Source organism: Paenibacillus thiaminolyticus (assembly GCF_003591545.1).
Taxonomy (GTDB): Bacteria; Bacillota; Bacilli; order Paenibacillales; family Paenibacillaceae; genus Paenibacillus_B; species Paenibacillus_B thiaminolyticus_A.
Genome location: NZ_QYZD01000058.1, coordinates 1 through 16,720 on the forward strand (window position 1 = coordinate 1; position 16,720 = coordinate 16,720).

Below are 16,720 nucleotides of genomic sequence, written 5' to 3' on the forward strand. Positions count from 1 at the left end.
GCCTGGACGGGTTGAAGAGTAAGCTTGATAATATCATGAAGAGCAGTTCAGGTGGCTCCGGTGGTTCTGGCGGGAAGCAGCCGGGTTCTGGTGGGACGGGAAGACCTAGTTCGGGTGATAAAGTTGCTGTTCCAAAACCGCCAAAACAGGTTAGGTATGGAGAAACAGATTTAAGTTTAAGAGCACAACAGCATCGGGTTGAAAATAAAATATTCGACTTAAGAAATCTTGTAGTGGCAGACATTGAAATAGATGGTGTTCGTACTCTGAAGGTTTTTGAAAGCACAGAACGGACTGTAGTAAAACCAAGTGGGAAAGTAGAAGTAAAAAAAGTACATTCCGAAAAGGTTTTGGTAGAAGAAAAATGGGCTGCGGAAAAAAACGGGCAGACGTATATAGTTCATCGAGTTTATACTGAAAGAGAACCCTGTATTCTTGGTGGTCATGACTGTAAAAAACTACTTGCCAAAGAACTTCCTGATACTGAAGTAACTTATAGTGTTGAGTACGGGGACAAGGCTTCAAGAGATAGAGGAAATGCTGCGTTAGTTGAAGAGCTTAAAAAGCTAGAGGAGTGAGAGTATGGATTTTGATATTCGAGAGATCCGCGAATATTATGACTCCGAATTACGTGATTATGATTTCAATGAATTAGTAAGTCTCGGCATAAGTCATGATAATGCTGACTTTATGGTTGGTATTGGAGTGCCGGAAGAATTTGATGATTTTGTATTCTATGGAACGGATGATTTTAAACAATTGTTAATTGAGGGCGTGCAATTTATCAGAATCGGTCATTACACGTCTAACGGGTATGGACTGTATTTAAAAGGAGATAGCGATGAGCTTTTCACTAGCTCATCCTTTCATGAACCCCAAATTTATATGATTAATAAAAACTTGAAAACATTTTTCTTGTTTCATTTAATTAGGCACGAAGTGTCAATGAGAATGAAACAACAAGGTGAATATACTTCGTATAAATATGCGTGTGAGCTGCGCAAGGTGTACGAAAAAATTGATCCTGAAGCAATGAAGGATGTTGAAGGATACTGGTCACATCTGGTGGAAGATTATGAAACCGGATTATGAAACCGTACGAATATGAGAGGCGGCTATTTAACACATATAACTCATATACTATCCGTATAAAGATTTTTCCATTTCAATTGTACGCACATCATTGCTTGAAGTTGATATCCTAAATAACTCCATTCCGTTACATCGAACAGGTTGATCGTGGTCAGATACCACCATGATTGACCTGTTTTTAATATTATCTTCGTTTTCTCACAGTTTTTCTAAATCAAACGCATCTTTGCGACACTAGATACCCCGATGATATTGTGTCAAAGACATCCCAAAATTTCGCAGGAAAGTCCGACACATTGAATATACAATCGCTCCAATGCAAAAACACATTTAATTGCTACTAAGGATCCTATTAGTGGTAAAAAAGGGTTAACGAAACACATAATTCTAAAGAGTTTTATAAGGCTTTGGAATCAACAGGAGAAGATATTGATAATATAATAGATCCTAACGATATTATATATGACAAGGATTTCCTTGGATTAAAGACTATTAACTACAAAATACCATAAAGTAATAAGAAAGGAACTTATTTGGATGATTATAAAAATTATAAATATATAGACAATCCTAAAACAGTCTACGCTCCTTCAGTATACAGTGATGAAAAAATGTATAAATGGGCTTAGAAGCAATGGAAAACGGATATTTGCATGGGTATTTGATATATGGTGAAGCATCCAATGGTATGAAATTTGTAGGTTATTTTAGAAATGGCGAAATTACTAATTTTCATCCAGTATTAAATTTTGATTAAAGAGTGTGGTTAGGAGAATATTTATGCTCGGAAAAAAGAAATGGACCACTGATTTATTAGGGGGATTTTTATTAGTAAATCAAGAATACTGAAATGTAGGTATAATTTTAAACAAAAGAAGGTGTTATTTTTGATGATGTTTGTATGATAGGTACTTATAGCACTTATGATGATGGTGATCCTGAAAGATGTGAAATCGACGAAGTTGTTTTAAATAAAGAGTTTCCTAGTTATCCAGAGGAGCTTTCATATATGAAGTATAGTGAGTTTTTACATTTAATTCAGGATGGTTTGAAAGAAGTTATTTTTCGATTTGAAAAGGAAGAAAAAGAGGAGATTTCGAGAGAATTGAACAAAGCCAGAATTATGTTGCAGGAAAATTATTAGTGCCCTTCTGAAAACCTTGTTTTTTCTTAATAATAGTACCACGTTTATTTTTGTGGCCTTTTCAATGTGTAAACTGAATATTTACAACTCCAACAACAGGATCGAATACAACCGACAAACCAAACATTTAAAAAGCTTACAAGTACGCTTTATAAACTTTCAAAGGCTTATTCCAACTTGACTATGAGTTAGGAATGAGCCTTTTTTCATTTCCAAAATCAAATGGGGGAAGAAACTGCCGCAACCCCAGTATGAAATTGGCTTCGTGCTGGGTTTAGCGGTACACAAAGTAAGGATTCTAAACGTGTACAACCCCTTGTTGGCTCTCTGAACGCAATGATTCATGATTCAACAAGACCCATCCAGACATCATGTCTCTTACAATAACGAAAGCTTGGCGTAAGGAAGAAGAATGGCTCGATCCCCCGTTTCGGCTTACAGTAACAGTAACAAAACGATTGCGAAGGAGCGTGCAAGACACATGCTGGAAGTACGGAACGTATCCAAAGTATATGAAGGCAAGCAGTCCTATCAGGCGCTGTCCAATTTGAATCTGAAAGTGAACACGGGGGAATTCGTCGGCGTCATGGGACCGTCCGGCAGCGGCAAGACGACGCTGATGAATGTCGTCTCCACGATAGACAAGCCGACCTCCGGCGAAGTCTATGTCGGCAATCAGCAGATGAACAAGCTGAGCAAGCGGAAGCTGGCGCTGTTCCGCCGGCGTGAGCTCGGCTTCGTGTTCCAGGATTTCAACCTGCTACAGACGCTGACGGTCAAGGAGAACATTATTTTCCCGCTCGCCCTGGACGGCATCGGCATCAAGGAACAGGATGCGCGAGTGAACGCGATTGCCGAGAAGCTGGGGATTACAAGCATCCTGAACAAGCGGACCTACGAGATTTCCGGCGGCCAATGCCAGCGGACGGCGATCGCGCGGGCGGTCATCCATCAGCCGAAGCTGATTCTGGCCGACGAGCCGACAGGGAACCTCGACTCCAAATCCGCCCAGGACGTGCTGCAGACGCTGGAAAGATTAAACAAGGAAGAAGGTGCGACGATGATGATGGTTACGCATGACGCGCAGGCGGCAAGCTACTGTGATCGGGTCATCTTCATCAAGGACGGCACGCTGTTTCAGGAACTGAACAAGTCGGGAAGCCGCCAGGTCTTTTTCCAGGGCATCATGGATATCTTGTCATCAATAGGAGGCACGCGGGATGAATATTCGTCAGTTCGCGCTTAAAAACGTATTTCGCAACAAACGACTGTACGCGGGTTATTTCTTCAGCTGCGCGTTCTCCGTTATGATCTTTTTCGCCTATTCGATGTTGGCGCTTCATCCGGCGCTCGATTTCAGCGGCAACGGCAGTTACGGTCGGGGCGCACAAGCGGGCATGGATGTGGCCCAATACATCATATATCTCTTTACGTTTTTCTTCATTTTATATTCGATGAGTTCGTTCCTGAAATCCCGCAAAAAAGAATTCGGCATCTGCATTATGCACGGCATGTCCGATATGCAGCTAAGACGGCTCGTCTTTATAGAAAATATTGTCATCGGCCTAGGCGCAACCTTATCCGGCATCGGAGCGGGTCTCGCCCTGTCGAAATGGCTGCTCTTGATGAGCTCTTCGGTTCTTGATCTGGAGCAGCCGCTGCCGTTCTACTTCCCGGTGAAGGCGATCTCGCTGTCCGGGGCGGCGTTCGTGCTGTTGTTCTTGATTATCTCGCTGTTCACGGCAACGATTCTGCGCAGCAGCTCCCTTATCGATCTGCTAAAGGGAACAGTAAAGCCGAAGTCGGAGCCGAAGGCCTCCCCCTGGCTTGCCTTCCTGGCGGTCTTCCTGCTGGCGTTAGGCTACGGCGTAGCATTCTGGGTCAAAGGAGCTCATGTCATTTTCGCGCTGCTGCCTGTCGCCACGGTCGTCAGCATCGGGACTTACTTCCTGTTCACGCAGCTAAGCGTGTATATGATTAACAGATTGAAGACCAAGAAATTGTATCGCCGCGGCACCAATCTGATTACATTATCGGATCTGGCTTACCGGATGAAGGACAATGCCCGCATGTTCTTTCTCGTCGCCATTATTTCGACGGTCGCCTTCACGGCCATCGGTACGTTGGTCGGCCTTAAGGCGATATTCACCAACACGGTGACAAGCGGTTCTCCGGTCATGAGATATGTGTCCTTTTCGGATAACAAGCTGGAGCAGAAGCATGCCGAACTTATCGAGCAGTCGTTGAACAAAGCGGGAATAAGCCACGAGACTGTCGTATTTTCGACAAAGCTTGTGGAAGATGCGAGGACGGACAAGTCCTATACGGTTATTGGCGTCTCTGACTATAATCGGCTGATGAGCGAGAATTTGGTCTTGCGCGGCGGCGAAGCGCAGCTTTTCTATCAAGTGAATCCGATGGTCGCCGGGTTAACCGGACAGTCAACGCCGCCTGAACAGGCAGCGTCGGTCGAATTCGCCAAGGAAGAGCTTGCGGTCGCGTCCAACCGGGAAATGCCGCAAATGATCGGACAGAATGTGGGCGGCGATAGAGTCGCCGTCGTACCCGATGCGGCGTTCCAGCGCTTGTCAGCTTCCAATATGGACAAAACTGTCTATACGTATTTAATAGAGGACTGGAAGTCGACGCTGGATGCGGCAAAGCAACTGGAAAAGCAATTGGACACGTCGCGCGGCGATTTTACATTCTCCTCCCGAGCTCTTGCGCTGAACGCTGTGAACACGGCCTTCGGACAGATATTCTTAGCCGGATTGTTCATCGGCGCCGTATTCTTCGTCGCAGCCGGCAGCTTCCTGTACTTGCGCTTGTATTCCGATCTGGATCAGGATACGGTGCAGTATCGCGCCATCAGCAAGCTGGGACTGACGGAAGGGGAACTGTCGAAGATTGTGTCCACTCAGATCGGGCTATTGTTCTTCGTTCCGATTGTCGTCGCTATCGTACACGGCGCAGTCGCATTGAACTCGCTGCAGAACACGTTCAGCATGAGTCTGGTGAAGGAATCCGCGATTGTCCTTGGCTCGTTCCTGGCGATTCAGATTATCTACTTCATCTTTATCCGCGCGAATTACGTGCGCAAGCTCAAAAAAGTGATCTAGTTGTCTCCAATAGGGGCTGTCTCCGAAGCATTTTTTAGCTATAGTGAGACAGCCCCTCTCATTCTCCAAGCTAGACTTGCCGAAAAACTGCAAAATTGCAGTATTCTGTTACGGCGTTTATTTCGTTACAGGAAATCCTGCACAACGGCATCAATTTTCTCCTAAACAATAGAGATAAAGCAAAAAATCGGCGAAAATAATGCGCTTTTGCAGCAATTTAATAAAATATCGCTCAAATAGCGTAAATTACTGCATTCAAGCAGGATATTATTTCACTAGCCCTCGCAGCGCCTTATTTCACTAGCCGTCGAAACGCCTTGTTTCACTGCCTCTTTTCAGCGCCTTGTTTCCCTGCTTGTCCGTATTCCCCTTTTTCCCGTCGTTATATTTTCGGTCGTCCGTGTTGCCCCTCATCGTTCCATGCTCTGCCTATGGGGCAGCCTCCGTTTTGCTGCCTTACGGCAGTCGAAAGTTTCGATATTTCTATGCGTCAGGCAGCAAAAATCTATATTCAACCGGACAAGAAAGGAGTAGACTGAAGCTGAACCAGTGTTGAATAAAAAGGAGCTGAATGTCTGATGGTAGCTGAGCAATCTATCCCCCGTCTCGTCTTCCCGGTGATAAGTGACGTGCATATTGCGCCAACGGGCGAGGAGTCTATCCATAAATACGAGCAAGCGCTGTGGTACTTGAATGCACGCGCGCCGCGGCAGGACGCCTTCGTCATCGTGGGCGACCTGACGAATAATGGCACCGTTGAGGAATATGAGCGCCATATGAATACGCTTCGCAAGTATAAGCAGGACGGCGCGGAACTGCTCATTGCGATTGGGAATCATGATTACTGGAACGATCTGCCGGCGAAGGAAGCACAAGCGCGCTTTTTGGATATGACGGGCATGGAAGCGATGTATTATCACCGCGTCATCCAAGGCTATCATTTTATCATACTGGCGACAGAGGATAAGCCGACCCACGGCTACTTCTCCCTGGACCAGATCGAATGGCTCAAGCGGCAGCTGGAGGAAGCGGCCGCCGATGCGCCTGATCGGCCAATCTTCGTTTTCCTGCATCAGCATCTGAAGGATACGGTGTACGGAAGCGAAGAATGGGGCATCCAGGAAAATATCGGCGAACTGATGGCCGCACTGGATCCGTATCCTCAGGTCATTACGTTCTCCGGGCATTCTCATTACCCGTTGAATGATCCGCGCAGCATCCATCAGAAGCGCTTCACATCCGTGGGCACCGCTTCCGTCAGCTATATGGAAGTAGAGGGCGGCAAGCTGCAAGGCAATCTGCCGCCGGGACATGAGAAGTTCAGCCAAGGTTGTCTTGTTGAAGTGTACGAGGACAAGGTTGCGATTAGGCGGCTGGATTTTGCGCATCAACGAGAGATCGGGGAAGCTTGGGTCGTGCCGGTGCCGGTAACCCCAGCGGCTTTCATCTATACGAATGAGCGCGATCAGGAACCGCCCCGTTTCCAGACGAATGCGGAAGCTCATGTCGAAGCGGAGCTTGCGGCATGGGATTCGATTACGATCGTCTTCGATCAGGCTCAAGATAATGAACTGGTTCATTCCTACCGGATTACGCTGAAGGATGCAGAGACCGGGGCGGAGGTAACGCGTTACTTAGCTTATTCGGAATTTTATCTTTATCCAATGCCGGAGAAGCTTCAACTGATATTGGCGGAACTGGAACCGGATCGGAGCTATTCCATCGAAGTTCGTGCAATGGATGCCTTTGGCAATATGAGTGAACAAGCATTGTGTACGCACGGCAGAACGAAATCAGTATCAACCTTTGTATGATTGTATGATTTAGAAGAATAATGTTGAGCTTAGGATGTCCCTGCGGTTATCACTGATGACGGGGGCATCTTTTTCTATTATTGGTTCAACGAACATGGAAAAGTATCAAATATCGTTGTTTTCACATATATTCACAAAGTAGAAAGGGAGAGATTATGAATCTCGAATCGAGCTTGACCATTATCATTTGCACGATTCTTGTCTACTCTTCAATTGCCAAAATCGCCGGCTACCGTGACTTTACAAAAACGATTCATCAGTTGAACTATCCTTCTTTTCTGGCGTGGGGAGTTATCGCCGCGGAACTGGCGGTTGCATTTTTGCTCCTATTCAACCGGCGAATTGATCCGGCGGCTGCCGCAAGGCATTGACACGGAACTGGGCCCTCTGTTCGACAATGGTTATGAACTACCGGGAGGACAGTGGCAAAAAGTTGCCTTGAGCCGCGCCTTTTTGAAGGGTGCGCAAGTTGTTATTTTAGATGAACCGACTGCGACTCTTGATCCGAAGGCAGAAGCAGAGGTCTACGATAATTTCACGAGATTGTACGAAGGGAAGACAACTATCATGATTTCTCATCGTCTGAGCAGTTGCCGCCATGCCGATCGAATTATTGTGCTCCGAGACGGCAGGATTATTGAGGAAGGAAGCCACGAGGAGTTAATCCGCAGGGAGGGCGAGTACGCGCAAATGTTCACTTCGCAAGCGAAGCGCTACACCGCTTGAATTTGGAGTGGGCTTCCTCATGCGGATCTATCAAGAACATCTTAAAGTATCAATAATCGTTGATTTGTCATATATTCGTGAAAGCGTTTCAAATGTAGAATGAAGGAAAGACAAATATGGAGGGAGAACATGGAGAAGGACACGGCATCAAGCCAGATATATAGAGCTGATGCAAGGCGAAGCACCCGCTCTGCCGCTGTAAATTAAACCGCTTTACATTTGGCGGCATCAGGTAAGGAGGAGGGATTCACATATGGCGAAAGCATCTGCCGGGCTGGACACGGAATCACGCTTGAATCTCGATAAGCATCGTAAAAGCGCGTTTAAACGGTTTTTCATGCAAATAGATATTCAACTGATGGTACTGCCTGCGCTCGTATTTATCTTTATTTTTTCCTATATTCCCATGTATGGCGTTCTGATCGCTTTTCAGGACTACAAGATGGGTTCGAACTTATTGAATAACAATTGGGTTGGCCTGAAGCACTTTATCGCTTTTTTCAATTCTCCGGATTTCTATCCCGTCATGCGCAACACGATAGTCATCAGCTTTTTGAAGTTTATTTTTGGGTTCCCGGCGCCGATTCTTTTGGCGCTCATGCTGAATGAAGTGCGCAAAATGTTCTTCAAACGGGTGGTACAGACCGTAACGTATCTGCCGCACTTCCTGTCTTGGGTCGTCATCGGGTCGATGGTGACATCATTGCTGTCTGTGGACAACGGAAGCGTCAATATGCTGCTCGAGAAATTGAAACTTATCGATGAACCTGTCAATTTCCTGTCCATGTCGGAATATTTCTGGACGATTCTCATCACGACCAATGTGTGGAAAGAAATTGGATTCGCTTCCATTGTCTATTTGGCGGCGATTGCCGGGATTGATCCTCATTTATATGAGGCGGCATCCATCGATGGCGCAAGCCGGTTCAAACAGATGTGGCTGATTACGCTTCCATGCATTATGCCTGTCGTCATCATTTTTATGATATTGGCTATCGGCAATCTGACGAGTGCCGGCTTCGAAGATATTTTGATTCTGGCCTCCAATCCGGCCTTGCGCGATGTATCGGATTCACTGGATGTCTACGTGGTTCGGGTCGGTATCGACAACTACAGGTACTCCTATGCGACGGCAATCGGTCTGTTCAAGGCCGTGGTCAGCGTCACGTTGCTTACATTGGCGAACTTCATCGCCAGAAAAACGGGCAATAGCTTGTGGTGATGAATCATTCCAGAGACAGGAGGACTGAACGATGATACGAGACAATATAGGAGACCGCATCTTTGTCGCCTTTATTTATGTATTTCTAACTGTGCTGGCGTTTTCCACTTTTTATCCGTTTTGGAACTCGCTCGTCATTTCCTTCAATGAAGGGCTGGATACCGCGAAGGGCGGGATTACGTTCTGGCCGCGGGCATTTACCCTGGAGAACTACCGGATCGTATTCGAGGACTCGAGGTTAATGAACGGCTTCGTCATTGCCGCCCTGCGGACGGTCATCGGCACCTTATCCGCGATATTGGCAACGTCCATATTTGCCTATGGCATGTCGAAGCGAGAACTGATGGGCCGCAAATATTACATGATTATGTGCATTATTACGATGTATTTCGGCGGCGGACTCATTCCGACCTATATGCTTATCCGCGGCCTTGGCCTGTTCAACTCGTTCTGGGTTTTCATCATTCCGGCCCTAATCAGCGTATGGAATATGATTATATTCCGCACGTTCTTCCAGGGGCTTCCGGCAGGCCTGGAGGAATCCGCCAAAATCGATGGCTGCGGCAACTGGGGAACGTTCTTCCGGATCGTGCTGCCCTTATCTGGTCCGGTCATGGCAACACTATCGCTGTTCACGGCTGTGGCGCACTGGAATGAATGGTTCGTGGCCAGTATCTACATCACGAATGAAGACCTGCTGCCTATCCAGACGGTACTGCGGCAAATTCTGTTCTCGAATATCGCCTCGGAACAGATGGCCAATGTCGATATGAGCGCGATTGCGCATATGAATGCCGCCAAAAAAATAACGTCCAAGTCATTGACGATGGCGACGATTATGGTTGCAACCATTCCTATTGTATGCGTGTACCCGTTCCTGCAAAAATATTTCGTCAAGGGCGTATTGATCGGATCGTTGAAAGAGTAGTTATCTGAATCATTACGGGAAAATTCGCTGGCGTTTAGAGCATCTCTGCTTTAAACATAGATTACAAATTGAAAGGGGAAAATATCCAGTGAAGAACAAGAGAAACCTCCTTCTTAGCGTGCTCTCTGTCTTTATGGTGTTCACCTTGTTGGTCGGGTGCAGCGGCGGCGGGAACACAAGCGCGCCTCCAGCCAATGAACCGGCGAAGCAGGAAGGAAGCGAAACCGGGCAAGGAGCTTCCGGTGATGAATCGAAGAGCGATCTGTACGAATTGGGCAAGGAAGAGTTGGCAGTCTCGTTCTACGGCAACTATGGCTGGTACCAAATGCCGAAATGGGGCAAGGATCCCGCTTCCAAATGGATTCAGGACAATCTGAAGGTGACGGTCACGGGTATAAGCTCGGGCGGGAACAATGCGCAGAAGCTGCAGACGATGATAGCCGGCAATGAGCTGCCTGATATTGTGTGGACGGAAAGGGGAGCGGATGTCGAGCGTCTCAGAGAGGCCGACATGCTCGTGCCGCTGGACGAGTACATCGACAAGTATCCTAATTTCAAAAAGCATCTGTCTGAAAATCATCTGGCCCTGCTCCGGTCTCCGGACGGCAAGATTTATCAGCTTCCTAACTATTATACGCAGCAACCGAACGGCAACGCCGGATACGCAATCAATAAAAAGATCTATAAAGCGCTCGGCTCTCCGAAGCTGGAAACGACCGACGATTTGTATGCTTATCTGAAGGCGGTCAAGGAAAAATTCCCAGATGTCATTCCGTTCGAGACGGGACTGGCCAAAGACGGCCATGGCATTGACCAACTATTCTCTTCCTTCAAAGAAGGCAACCAGTCCTTTACGCGTTTCATGGGAGTTCCGGTTGGAGACAAAATCGAATCCATCTATAAAGATCCGGGATTCCGCGAATCGGTCGTCTTTACGGCGAAGCTGATGCGGGAGAAGCTGATGACGCAGGATGCGAATACGCAGACCGAGGATCAGGTAAGGGAAAAAGCGATGAATGGCAAATTTGCCATTATTGCAACTTTTGACCCGATGAAGATGCTTGCAGAAGCAGACGCGGAATTGAAGAAGAAGGATCCGGAAGACGGCTATATGTTCATCCAGCCGATTGCCAAGGAGGGTCTTGACCGCAGCAAAATTTACCCGGGTACGTACAATCAATTAGGCTGGAACGTGGCCGTCATTACGAAGAACGCGAAAGATCCGGAAGCCGTATTCGCGCTTCTCGACTGGATGACAGGACCGGAAGGCAGTATGGTGCTGAACTGGGGACCTCCTGGACCGGATGGTTATTGGAACGGATTTGAGGAGGACGGCGTGACGCCGAAATTCAATATGGACAAATATTTGGATGATCCGGATACGCTTGCCGAGATTAGCGGAAAAGCCGGCGACCTGGTATGGGTAGGCAACACGATGTTCCTGGATAATACGAAAAAGGATATACTGTCCAACGTGCCGGCTGAGAAGATCGATTTCAGCAACCGTTGGCAAATGGAGATTACATGGGGCACGCAAGGCGATTTCACCGAGTTCCTCGGTTGGGAACCGGTTCCGGAGAGCGAAGTCGGCATCATTAGACAGAGCGTCAGAGATATTTGGCTGACCGCGAGAGCGAAGTCGATGTATGCCAAGTCCGACGAAGAAGCATTGCAGATTCTGGATAAGGCTCACGATGACTCCATGAAGCTGGGCTATGATAAATTCCTTGAGCATGTAACCAACGTGTGGACGGAAAACAAGAAATCGATGGCCAAATAAGGAAATGATAACAAAGGCTCGCTATGCCGGCGGGCCTTTGTTGTTGTTCGCCGCCGCGGGGCGGAACTGGCAGCCTCATACTGTTCAAACGGGACGGTTCATTGCTATACTTGGGATGGAAACGAATAGGCTGCAGGCAATGATTGACCGCATGTTCTGAAGGGAGAGCTCTCATGTACAACGTGTTATTGGTGGATGACGAGATGCTTGATCTCGAAGGGATGAAGCAATTCATTCCATGGGGAGATTTAGGCATGAAAGTGGCCGCGGCGGTGAACAACGCCTTTGACGCATGCGATATTCTTGAACGGCTTCCGATAGATATTATGGTTAGCGACATAAATATGCCCAATATGTCGGGGCTGGAGCTGGCCCGGAGAGCAATCGACAAGAAAGCGGACATTCGCGTGATTTTTGTAAGCGGTTACCAGGACTTTAGCTATGTGAAGCAGGCATTGTCATTGAAGGCTTATAGCTATGTGTTGAAGCCGATGGATGATAATGAGCTGATCGCGGCGCTGGAGAAGGTGAAGCTGGACTTGGAGAATGAGCGGAAGCGCCGTGACGTGGAAGAGGCGTACGAGCGCATGATTCCGATGGCCCAAAACGACCTGTTGGTAAGGCTGCTGGAAGGTGAATGCGATCGCGATTATCTGTATGAAATGAGGAAGTTGATTCAATCCAACGGGCTGGAGCAGCTGGAATGGCCTGTGCGTGCCGCCGTCATGGAGCTGGATGACATGAATTGGACACAAGAGGCCATCAGCTTGTCCCAGCAGATGATGTCCAAGAACTTCCTCTATGAGGTGAGCGAGATTGGACAAAAGCATGGCATGCGCCATGTCTGCAAGCTGTCCTCGCACAGGATCGCGCTGTTGATTGGAAGCCAGCGGATGGATGCGCTGCTTCATGACTTGTATGAGGCGATCCAAGCCAATTTCCCGTTTACGATGACGGTTGGTGTCGGCGAGCCGGTGCATGCGCTCGAACAGCTTCACGTGTCGTGCAAGCAAGCCATGGAAGCTGTGGACGGCAAAATGTTCCTGGGCAAGGGCAAGCTGATTATGTATGAAGAAGCGAGCCGGGAACCGGAAATGGTCGATGCCCGGACGCTCGATGCCCGCGTGGAAGCCTTATTTCATGCGCTGACCGAATACGAGCTCGTCCGGATCTATGACGAGATCGAGCGATTGTTCGAATCCGTAAGCATGCTCAGATCCAAATTCACAGTGCATAATCTGGCCATGTTTATTATATGGAAGCTGGATCAGCAGTTGAAGGCAAGAAGAGAGAACTTGTTCGATATGCTCGGGATGGAGCTGCAAAATCTCGATATCTTGCTGCAATTCGATACGATTAGCGATATTCGCTCTTGGCTCGTGCGGAAAACGTTCGAAATATCCGAGCACTTGCGAAGCAAATCAAGCTCCAAGAACAATAAGCTGATTCGGGAAATGATGCAAATGATGAAGGAACGAATGAATGACAATATCACCCTCAAGGATGTGGCGCATCAATTTTCTTTTTCTCCCAACTATCTCGGCTATATGTTCAAGGAAGAAACGGGCAAGTCGTTCAGTGAAGTATTGATTCAACTGCGGATGGAGCGAGCCCGCGAATTGCTGCACGATCCTTCGATGAAGATCTATGAAATCGCGAACCAGGTCGGTTACCGTTACCTGCCGTATTTCAGCAGACAATTCAAGGAAGCTTACGGCATGACGCCGATGGAGTACCGCAAGCGAGAAACGTGACAGGGGATGGCGGATATGAAAGCACAGCAGGCGAGGCGAAGGTACTTGCCGATTGGATATAAATTAATGCTTACTTATATGCTGTTCATCGTAAGTGCCGTGTCAGTCATCGGCTATGTATCCCACTCCATGTACGACGAATCGATCCGGAAGCACACCAGGATGAATGTTCAGGGAACCTTGCTGCAGATGCGCGATAATATCGAATATAAGATGCAGGATGTCGTCCGCATTTCCTCCCTTTTCTACAATGATTATGAATTGTACCGGCATTTGCGAAGCTACGAGGAGGGGTGGGAGAACTATGACCGCATGACCAAGGACGTTCTGCCCAAAATAGAAGCCGCGACCAAGTCAACCGGCATGAAGCTGTGGACCTCGGTCTACTTCAGCAATGAATCGATCTATGAAGTATATAAGATCGGGATTGAGGACAACAACTGGTCCTACGATATTTATCATCTTAGCCGCATTAAGGACAAGGAATGGTACAAGCAATTCCCGCCTGAAAAGTATGGCGTGACGATGCAGTGGAGCCAGATCGAAAATGACACCGCGCTTCAGCGGATTTCCCTGCTGCGGAGGCTGATTGACACCTACAATCCGAATCAGCTGCAGGAAGTCGGATTCCTCCGCATCAATGTGGCCATTTCGGAGTTGTTCGACAGTCTGGATTACTCCAAAATAGGCAGTGGGAGCGTTCTCTATCTTCAGGATGAGTCCGGACGCATCATTTATCAATCGGGACAGCTTCCAGACGCTTACTCGGAAGGCCAGGAGCAATTGGACAATGATTATTTGACGATCCAGGAGACGGTCGGCCGGCAATCGTGGAAGCTGGTCGCGCTCGTTCCGGTCACGCTTATCCAGCAGGATGCGCTGAAGGTCAGGCTTTTTATTATTTTCGCATGTTTGCTTTGCGTTGTCGTCTTATCTTTCGCAGGCGGCTTTATATCCCGCTTCTTCTCGGTCCGGATACATAAGTTTGTCTCCGTGCTGAATGCATTTCGCGAAGGAGATCTCCACAAGCGCATCTCCTACCGGGGCAATGACGAATTCTCGCAGATTGCGACCGCGCTTAACAATATGGGCGAGAATATCGAGTCTCTAATCAAGGAAGTGTACTTGACTCAGCTGCAGAAGAAGGAAGCGGAACTGGAAATGCTTCAGTCGCAAATTAATCCGCATTTTCTCTATAACACGCTGTCTTCGATCAGCCGCCTCGCCAAATTCGGCGAAAATGACAAGCTGCAGCAAATGGTGATGGGGCTGGCCAAATTTTACCGTCTGGCTCTGAACAACGGCAAGCTGATGATCCGGGTCCCGCAAGAGCTGGAGCAGGCGCAGGCGTATGTTGATATCCAGAAGATCAAATACGGCGAAAGGCTTGATGTCACGTTCGATATCGATCCCGTCATTTGGCCGTACAGCACCGTCAAGCTCATTTTGCAGCCATTTATTGAAAACGTGCTGGAGCACGCCTGGTGCGGAGATCGGATCCATATTCGAATCGTGGCGTCCATAGAAGGAGAAAATCTGTTGTTCCGCGTCATTGACGATGGGGTCGGAATGACTCCGGAACGAGTAAGCGAGATTTTCCATGGCCGGGATCATGTCAATGCGGGCTATGGCATTCGCAATGTCGATCAGCGCATCAAGCTGCAGTACGGATCAAAGTACGGCGTGAGCATCGACAGCCGGCTCGGGATCGGGACATCGGTGTCCATCCGGATTCCGGCAAAGCATAGCTGATTCCCACGAACCCCCTAATCTTGTATAATAGAGGTTGCACTATACGCATTCATAGATTTCTGAATCGGAGTGGGGGGAACTGGATTGAATACCCGATCGCTGGCCTATGTGGCGGTACGGTTGCTGGCGCTGTATTTTTTCATTACTGCCATTGTCCATGTGTCTAACGTGGTGCAGGTCAGCTTGCCGAATCTGTTGTCAATCAAGGATGCAGCCGTCAGCAGGCCAGATCAGATTGTTCTGTTGGTGGTGGTCCTGCTCCCGTCGATCATTATGCTGCTTAGCGCCCTCGTATTATGGACGGCTGCCTACCGCATCTCCGGACTGCTGACCCCGGCCGTGCCGCTGCGGGAAGAAGCTGCGGCAGCAGAAGGGGCGGGAAGGGAAGAGCTTCCGCGGCGATCGAGATCGCAGGAGCTGGCGGCGCTGACCAAGCCGCTGCTGCAGACGGGCCTCGGCATTTCCGGCCTGATTCTGCTCATTAATGGCATCCCGGACTTCATACATATGTTGATGACGATTACCTATGTCGATACGCACATGTACCCGGATCATATGCAGCGCGAATTAAACGCGAACTTCGTGCAAGTCATCGTGAAGATGCTGCTCGGTCTTTGTCTGGCGATAGGGGCCGGCGGACTGACCCGGTATTTCACGCGTTCGTCCTCATCCTGAACGGGGACAGCGCCGACAATGGCCAATGTAACGCCTTCGAAGGAGGAATTGAACGATGCGAATGTCTCATATTATCAAAGGTTATGTTATTCCGATGATCATCGCGTTCGGCATTAGTCTATTGATTCAGCAAGTCGCCTATGCGCAAGTCGTCGTGCAGCAGCATTCCATGCAGCATACCTATAATCCCGGGGATCGGCTTATCGAGAACAAATGGGTGTATCATTGGTTCGAGCCAGCGTACGGCGATGTCGTCATTATCGATCCGGCGTTCCAGGGAGAACGGTACATTAAGCGCGTCGTCGGCGTGGCAGGCGATACGATCGATGCCCGCGACGGGAAGCTGGAAGTGAACGGCCGGGTCGTCGACGAGCCGTTCGCCGAGGGAAGCACACTCCCGAAGCAGCTTGAATTGCCGATTGTGGTGCCGGAAGGGCATGTGTTCGTCATGGGGGATAACCGGGCCGTCAGCATAGACAGCCGGACTTACGGGCCTGTTCCAGTGGAATATCTGGAGGGCAAGGTAGAATTCAAAGTCTGGCCTTGGTGGTAGCGGAAAGCAGGAGGCGGGGAGCGATGTCGCTCCCCGCTTCTTCATGCCTGGGCGAGCACGCCATGAAGCGCGCTCAGGCGAGTTCGGTCGAGCAGGTCAGTAAGCGGAATGAAGCGCGATTCGGGGTGTCCGCGCGAGCACGTCAGCAGCGGAATGAAGCG

General features: G+C 48.5%; 15 protein-coding genes and 1 pseudogene. All 16 read left to right on the forward strand.

Annotated elements, in window-relative coordinates:
* Nucleotides 1–578, forward strand: a 578-nt coding sequence (locus tag DQX05_RS28715; protein WP_220483302.1) for a nucleic acid/nucleotide deaminase domain-containing protein, incomplete at its 5' end; no start/stop codon positions are given.
* Between the two features lie 4 nt (nucleotides 579–582).
* Complete coding sequence (locus DQX05_RS28720) at nucleotides 583–1,092, forward strand: SUKH-4 family immunity protein (RefSeq protein WP_119796667.1); 510 nt, start codon at nucleotides 583–585, stop codon at nucleotides 1,090–1,092.
* A gap of 901 nt (nucleotides 1,093–1,993) precedes the next feature.
* Complete coding sequence (locus DQX05_RS28730) at nucleotides 1,994–2,236, forward strand: hypothetical protein (protein ID WP_259392295.1); 243 nt, start codon at nucleotides 1,994–1,996, stop codon at nucleotides 2,234–2,236.
* Nucleotides 2,237–2,717: 481 nt separating this feature from the next.
* On the forward strand, nucleotides 2,718–3,482 hold the full coding sequence (locus DQX05_RS28735) for an ABC transporter ATP-binding protein (protein WP_119796668.1): 765 nt from the start codon (nucleotides 2,718–2,720) through the stop codon (nucleotides 3,480–3,482).
* The gene (locus DQX05_RS28740) at nucleotides 3,457–5,355 is read left to right on the forward strand and encodes an FtsX-like permease family protein (protein WP_119796669.1); all 1,899 of its coding nucleotides are present in this window, start codon (nucleotides 3,457–3,459) and stop codon (nucleotides 5,353–5,355) included. The genes DQX05_RS28735 and DQX05_RS28740 overlap by 26 nt, the downstream gene beginning before the upstream one ends.
* A gap of 578 nt (nucleotides 5,356–5,933) precedes the next feature.
* Nucleotides 5,934–7,169: a metallophosphoesterase family protein gene (locus DQX05_RS28745; RefSeq protein ID WP_119796670.1), complete on the forward strand. Its 1,236-nt coding sequence runs from the start codon at nucleotides 5,934–5,936 to the stop codon at nucleotides 7,167–7,169.
* 155 nt (nucleotides 7,170–7,324) lie between these two features.
* Entirely contained in the window at nucleotides 7,325–7,540 is a 216-nt protein-coding gene (locus tag DQX05_RS28750; RefSeq protein ID WP_119796671.1) for a MauE/DoxX family redox-associated membrane protein, read from the forward strand.
* Nucleotides 7,512–7,652: pseudogene (locus DQX05_RS33365) on the forward strand (hypothetical protein); the annotation flags it as partial. The gene DQX05_RS28750 and the pseudogene DQX05_RS33365, both read left to right, overlap by 29 nt.
* Nucleotides 7,653–7,736: 84 nt before the next feature.
* Nucleotides 7,737–7,895 carry a hypothetical protein gene (locus tag DQX05_RS32720; RefSeq protein WP_259392296.1) on the forward strand — a complete coding sequence of 53 codons (159 nt, stop codon included), beginning with the start codon at nucleotides 7,737–7,739 and terminating at the stop codon, nucleotides 7,893–7,895.
* Between the two features lie 253 nt (nucleotides 7,896–8,148).
* Nucleotides 8,149–9,117: an ABC transporter permease gene (locus DQX05_RS28760; RefSeq protein WP_119796673.1), complete on the forward strand. Its 969-nt coding sequence runs from the start codon at nucleotides 8,149–8,151 to the stop codon at nucleotides 9,115–9,117.
* A gap of 31 nt (nucleotides 9,118–9,148) precedes the next feature.
* Nucleotides 9,149–10,045 (forward strand): carbohydrate ABC transporter permease, encoded by an 897-nt coding sequence (locus DQX05_RS28765; RefSeq protein ID WP_119796674.1) that lies wholly within the window; start codon nucleotides 9,149–9,151, stop codon nucleotides 10,043–10,045.
* 88 nt (nucleotides 10,046–10,133) lie between these two features.
* The gene (locus tag DQX05_RS28770) at nucleotides 10,134–11,825 is read left to right on the forward strand and encodes an extracellular solute-binding protein (RefSeq protein ID WP_119796675.1); all 1,692 of its coding nucleotides are present in this window, start codon (nucleotides 10,134–10,136) and stop codon (nucleotides 11,823–11,825) included.
* A 173-nt stretch (nucleotides 11,826–11,998) separates the two neighbouring features.
* Complete coding sequence (locus DQX05_RS28775; RefSeq protein WP_119796676.1) at nucleotides 11,999–13,579, forward strand: response regulator; 1,581 nt, start codon at nucleotides 11,999–12,001, stop codon at nucleotides 13,577–13,579.
* A 15-nt stretch (nucleotides 13,580–13,594) separates the two neighbouring features.
* The gene (locus DQX05_RS28780) at nucleotides 13,595–15,331 is read left to right on the forward strand and encodes a sensor histidine kinase (RefSeq protein ID WP_119796677.1); all 1,737 of its coding nucleotides are present in this window, start codon (nucleotides 13,595–13,597) and stop codon (nucleotides 15,329–15,331) included.
* An 84-nt stretch (nucleotides 15,332–15,415) separates the two neighbouring features.
* Nucleotides 15,416–16,006, forward strand: coding sequence for a hypothetical protein (locus DQX05_RS28785; protein ID WP_119796678.1), 591 nt, complete (start codon nucleotides 15,416–15,418; stop codon nucleotides 16,004–16,006).
* Between the two features lie 55 nt (nucleotides 16,007–16,061).
* Nucleotides 16,062–16,559, forward strand: a complete 498-nt coding sequence (gene lepB / locus DQX05_RS28790; RefSeq protein WP_119796679.1) for a signal peptidase I — start codon at nucleotides 16,062–16,064, stop codon at nucleotides 16,557–16,559.
* Nucleotides 16,560–16,720 lie beyond the last annotated feature (161 nt).

Coding starts and splice junctions, on each gene's coding strand:
- DQX05_RS28720 (WP_119796667.1), top strand. CDS start 583: ATGGATTTTGATATTCGAGAGATCCGCGAATATTATGACTCCGAATTA.
- DQX05_RS28730 (WP_259392295.1), top strand. CDS start 1,994: ATGATAGGTACTTATAGCACTTATGATGATGGTGATCCTGAAAGATGT.
- DQX05_RS28735 (WP_119796668.1), top strand. CDS start 2,718: ATGCTGGAAGTACGGAACGTATCCAAAGTATATGAAGGCAAGCAGTCC.
- DQX05_RS28740 (WP_119796669.1), top strand. CDS start 3,457: ATGAATATTCGTCAGTTCGCGCTTAAAAACGTATTTCGCAACAAACGA.
- DQX05_RS28745 (WP_119796670.1), top strand. CDS start 5,934: ATGGTAGCTGAGCAATCTATCCCCCGTCTCGTCTTCCCGGTGATAAGT.
- DQX05_RS28750 (WP_119796671.1), top strand. CDS start 7,325: ATGAATCTCGAATCGAGCTTGACCATTATCATTTGCACGATTCTTGTC.
- DQX05_RS32720 (WP_259392296.1), top strand. CDS start 7,737: ATGATTTCTCATCGTCTGAGCAGTTGCCGCCATGCCGATCGAATTATT.
- DQX05_RS28760 (WP_119796673.1), top strand. CDS start 8,149: ATGGCGAAAGCATCTGCCGGGCTGGACACGGAATCACGCTTGAATCTC.
- DQX05_RS28765 (WP_119796674.1), top strand. CDS start 9,149: ATGATACGAGACAATATAGGAGACCGCATCTTTGTCGCCTTTATTTAT.
- DQX05_RS28775 (WP_119796676.1), top strand. CDS start 11,999: ATGTACAACGTGTTATTGGTGGATGACGAGATGCTTGATCTCGAAGGG.
- DQX05_RS28780 (WP_119796677.1), top strand. CDS start 13,595: ATGAAAGCACAGCAGGCGAGGCGAAGGTACTTGCCGATTGGATATAAA.
- lepB (WP_119796679.1), top strand. CDS start 16,062: ATGCGAATGTCTCATATTATCAAAGGTTATGTTATTCCGATGATCATC.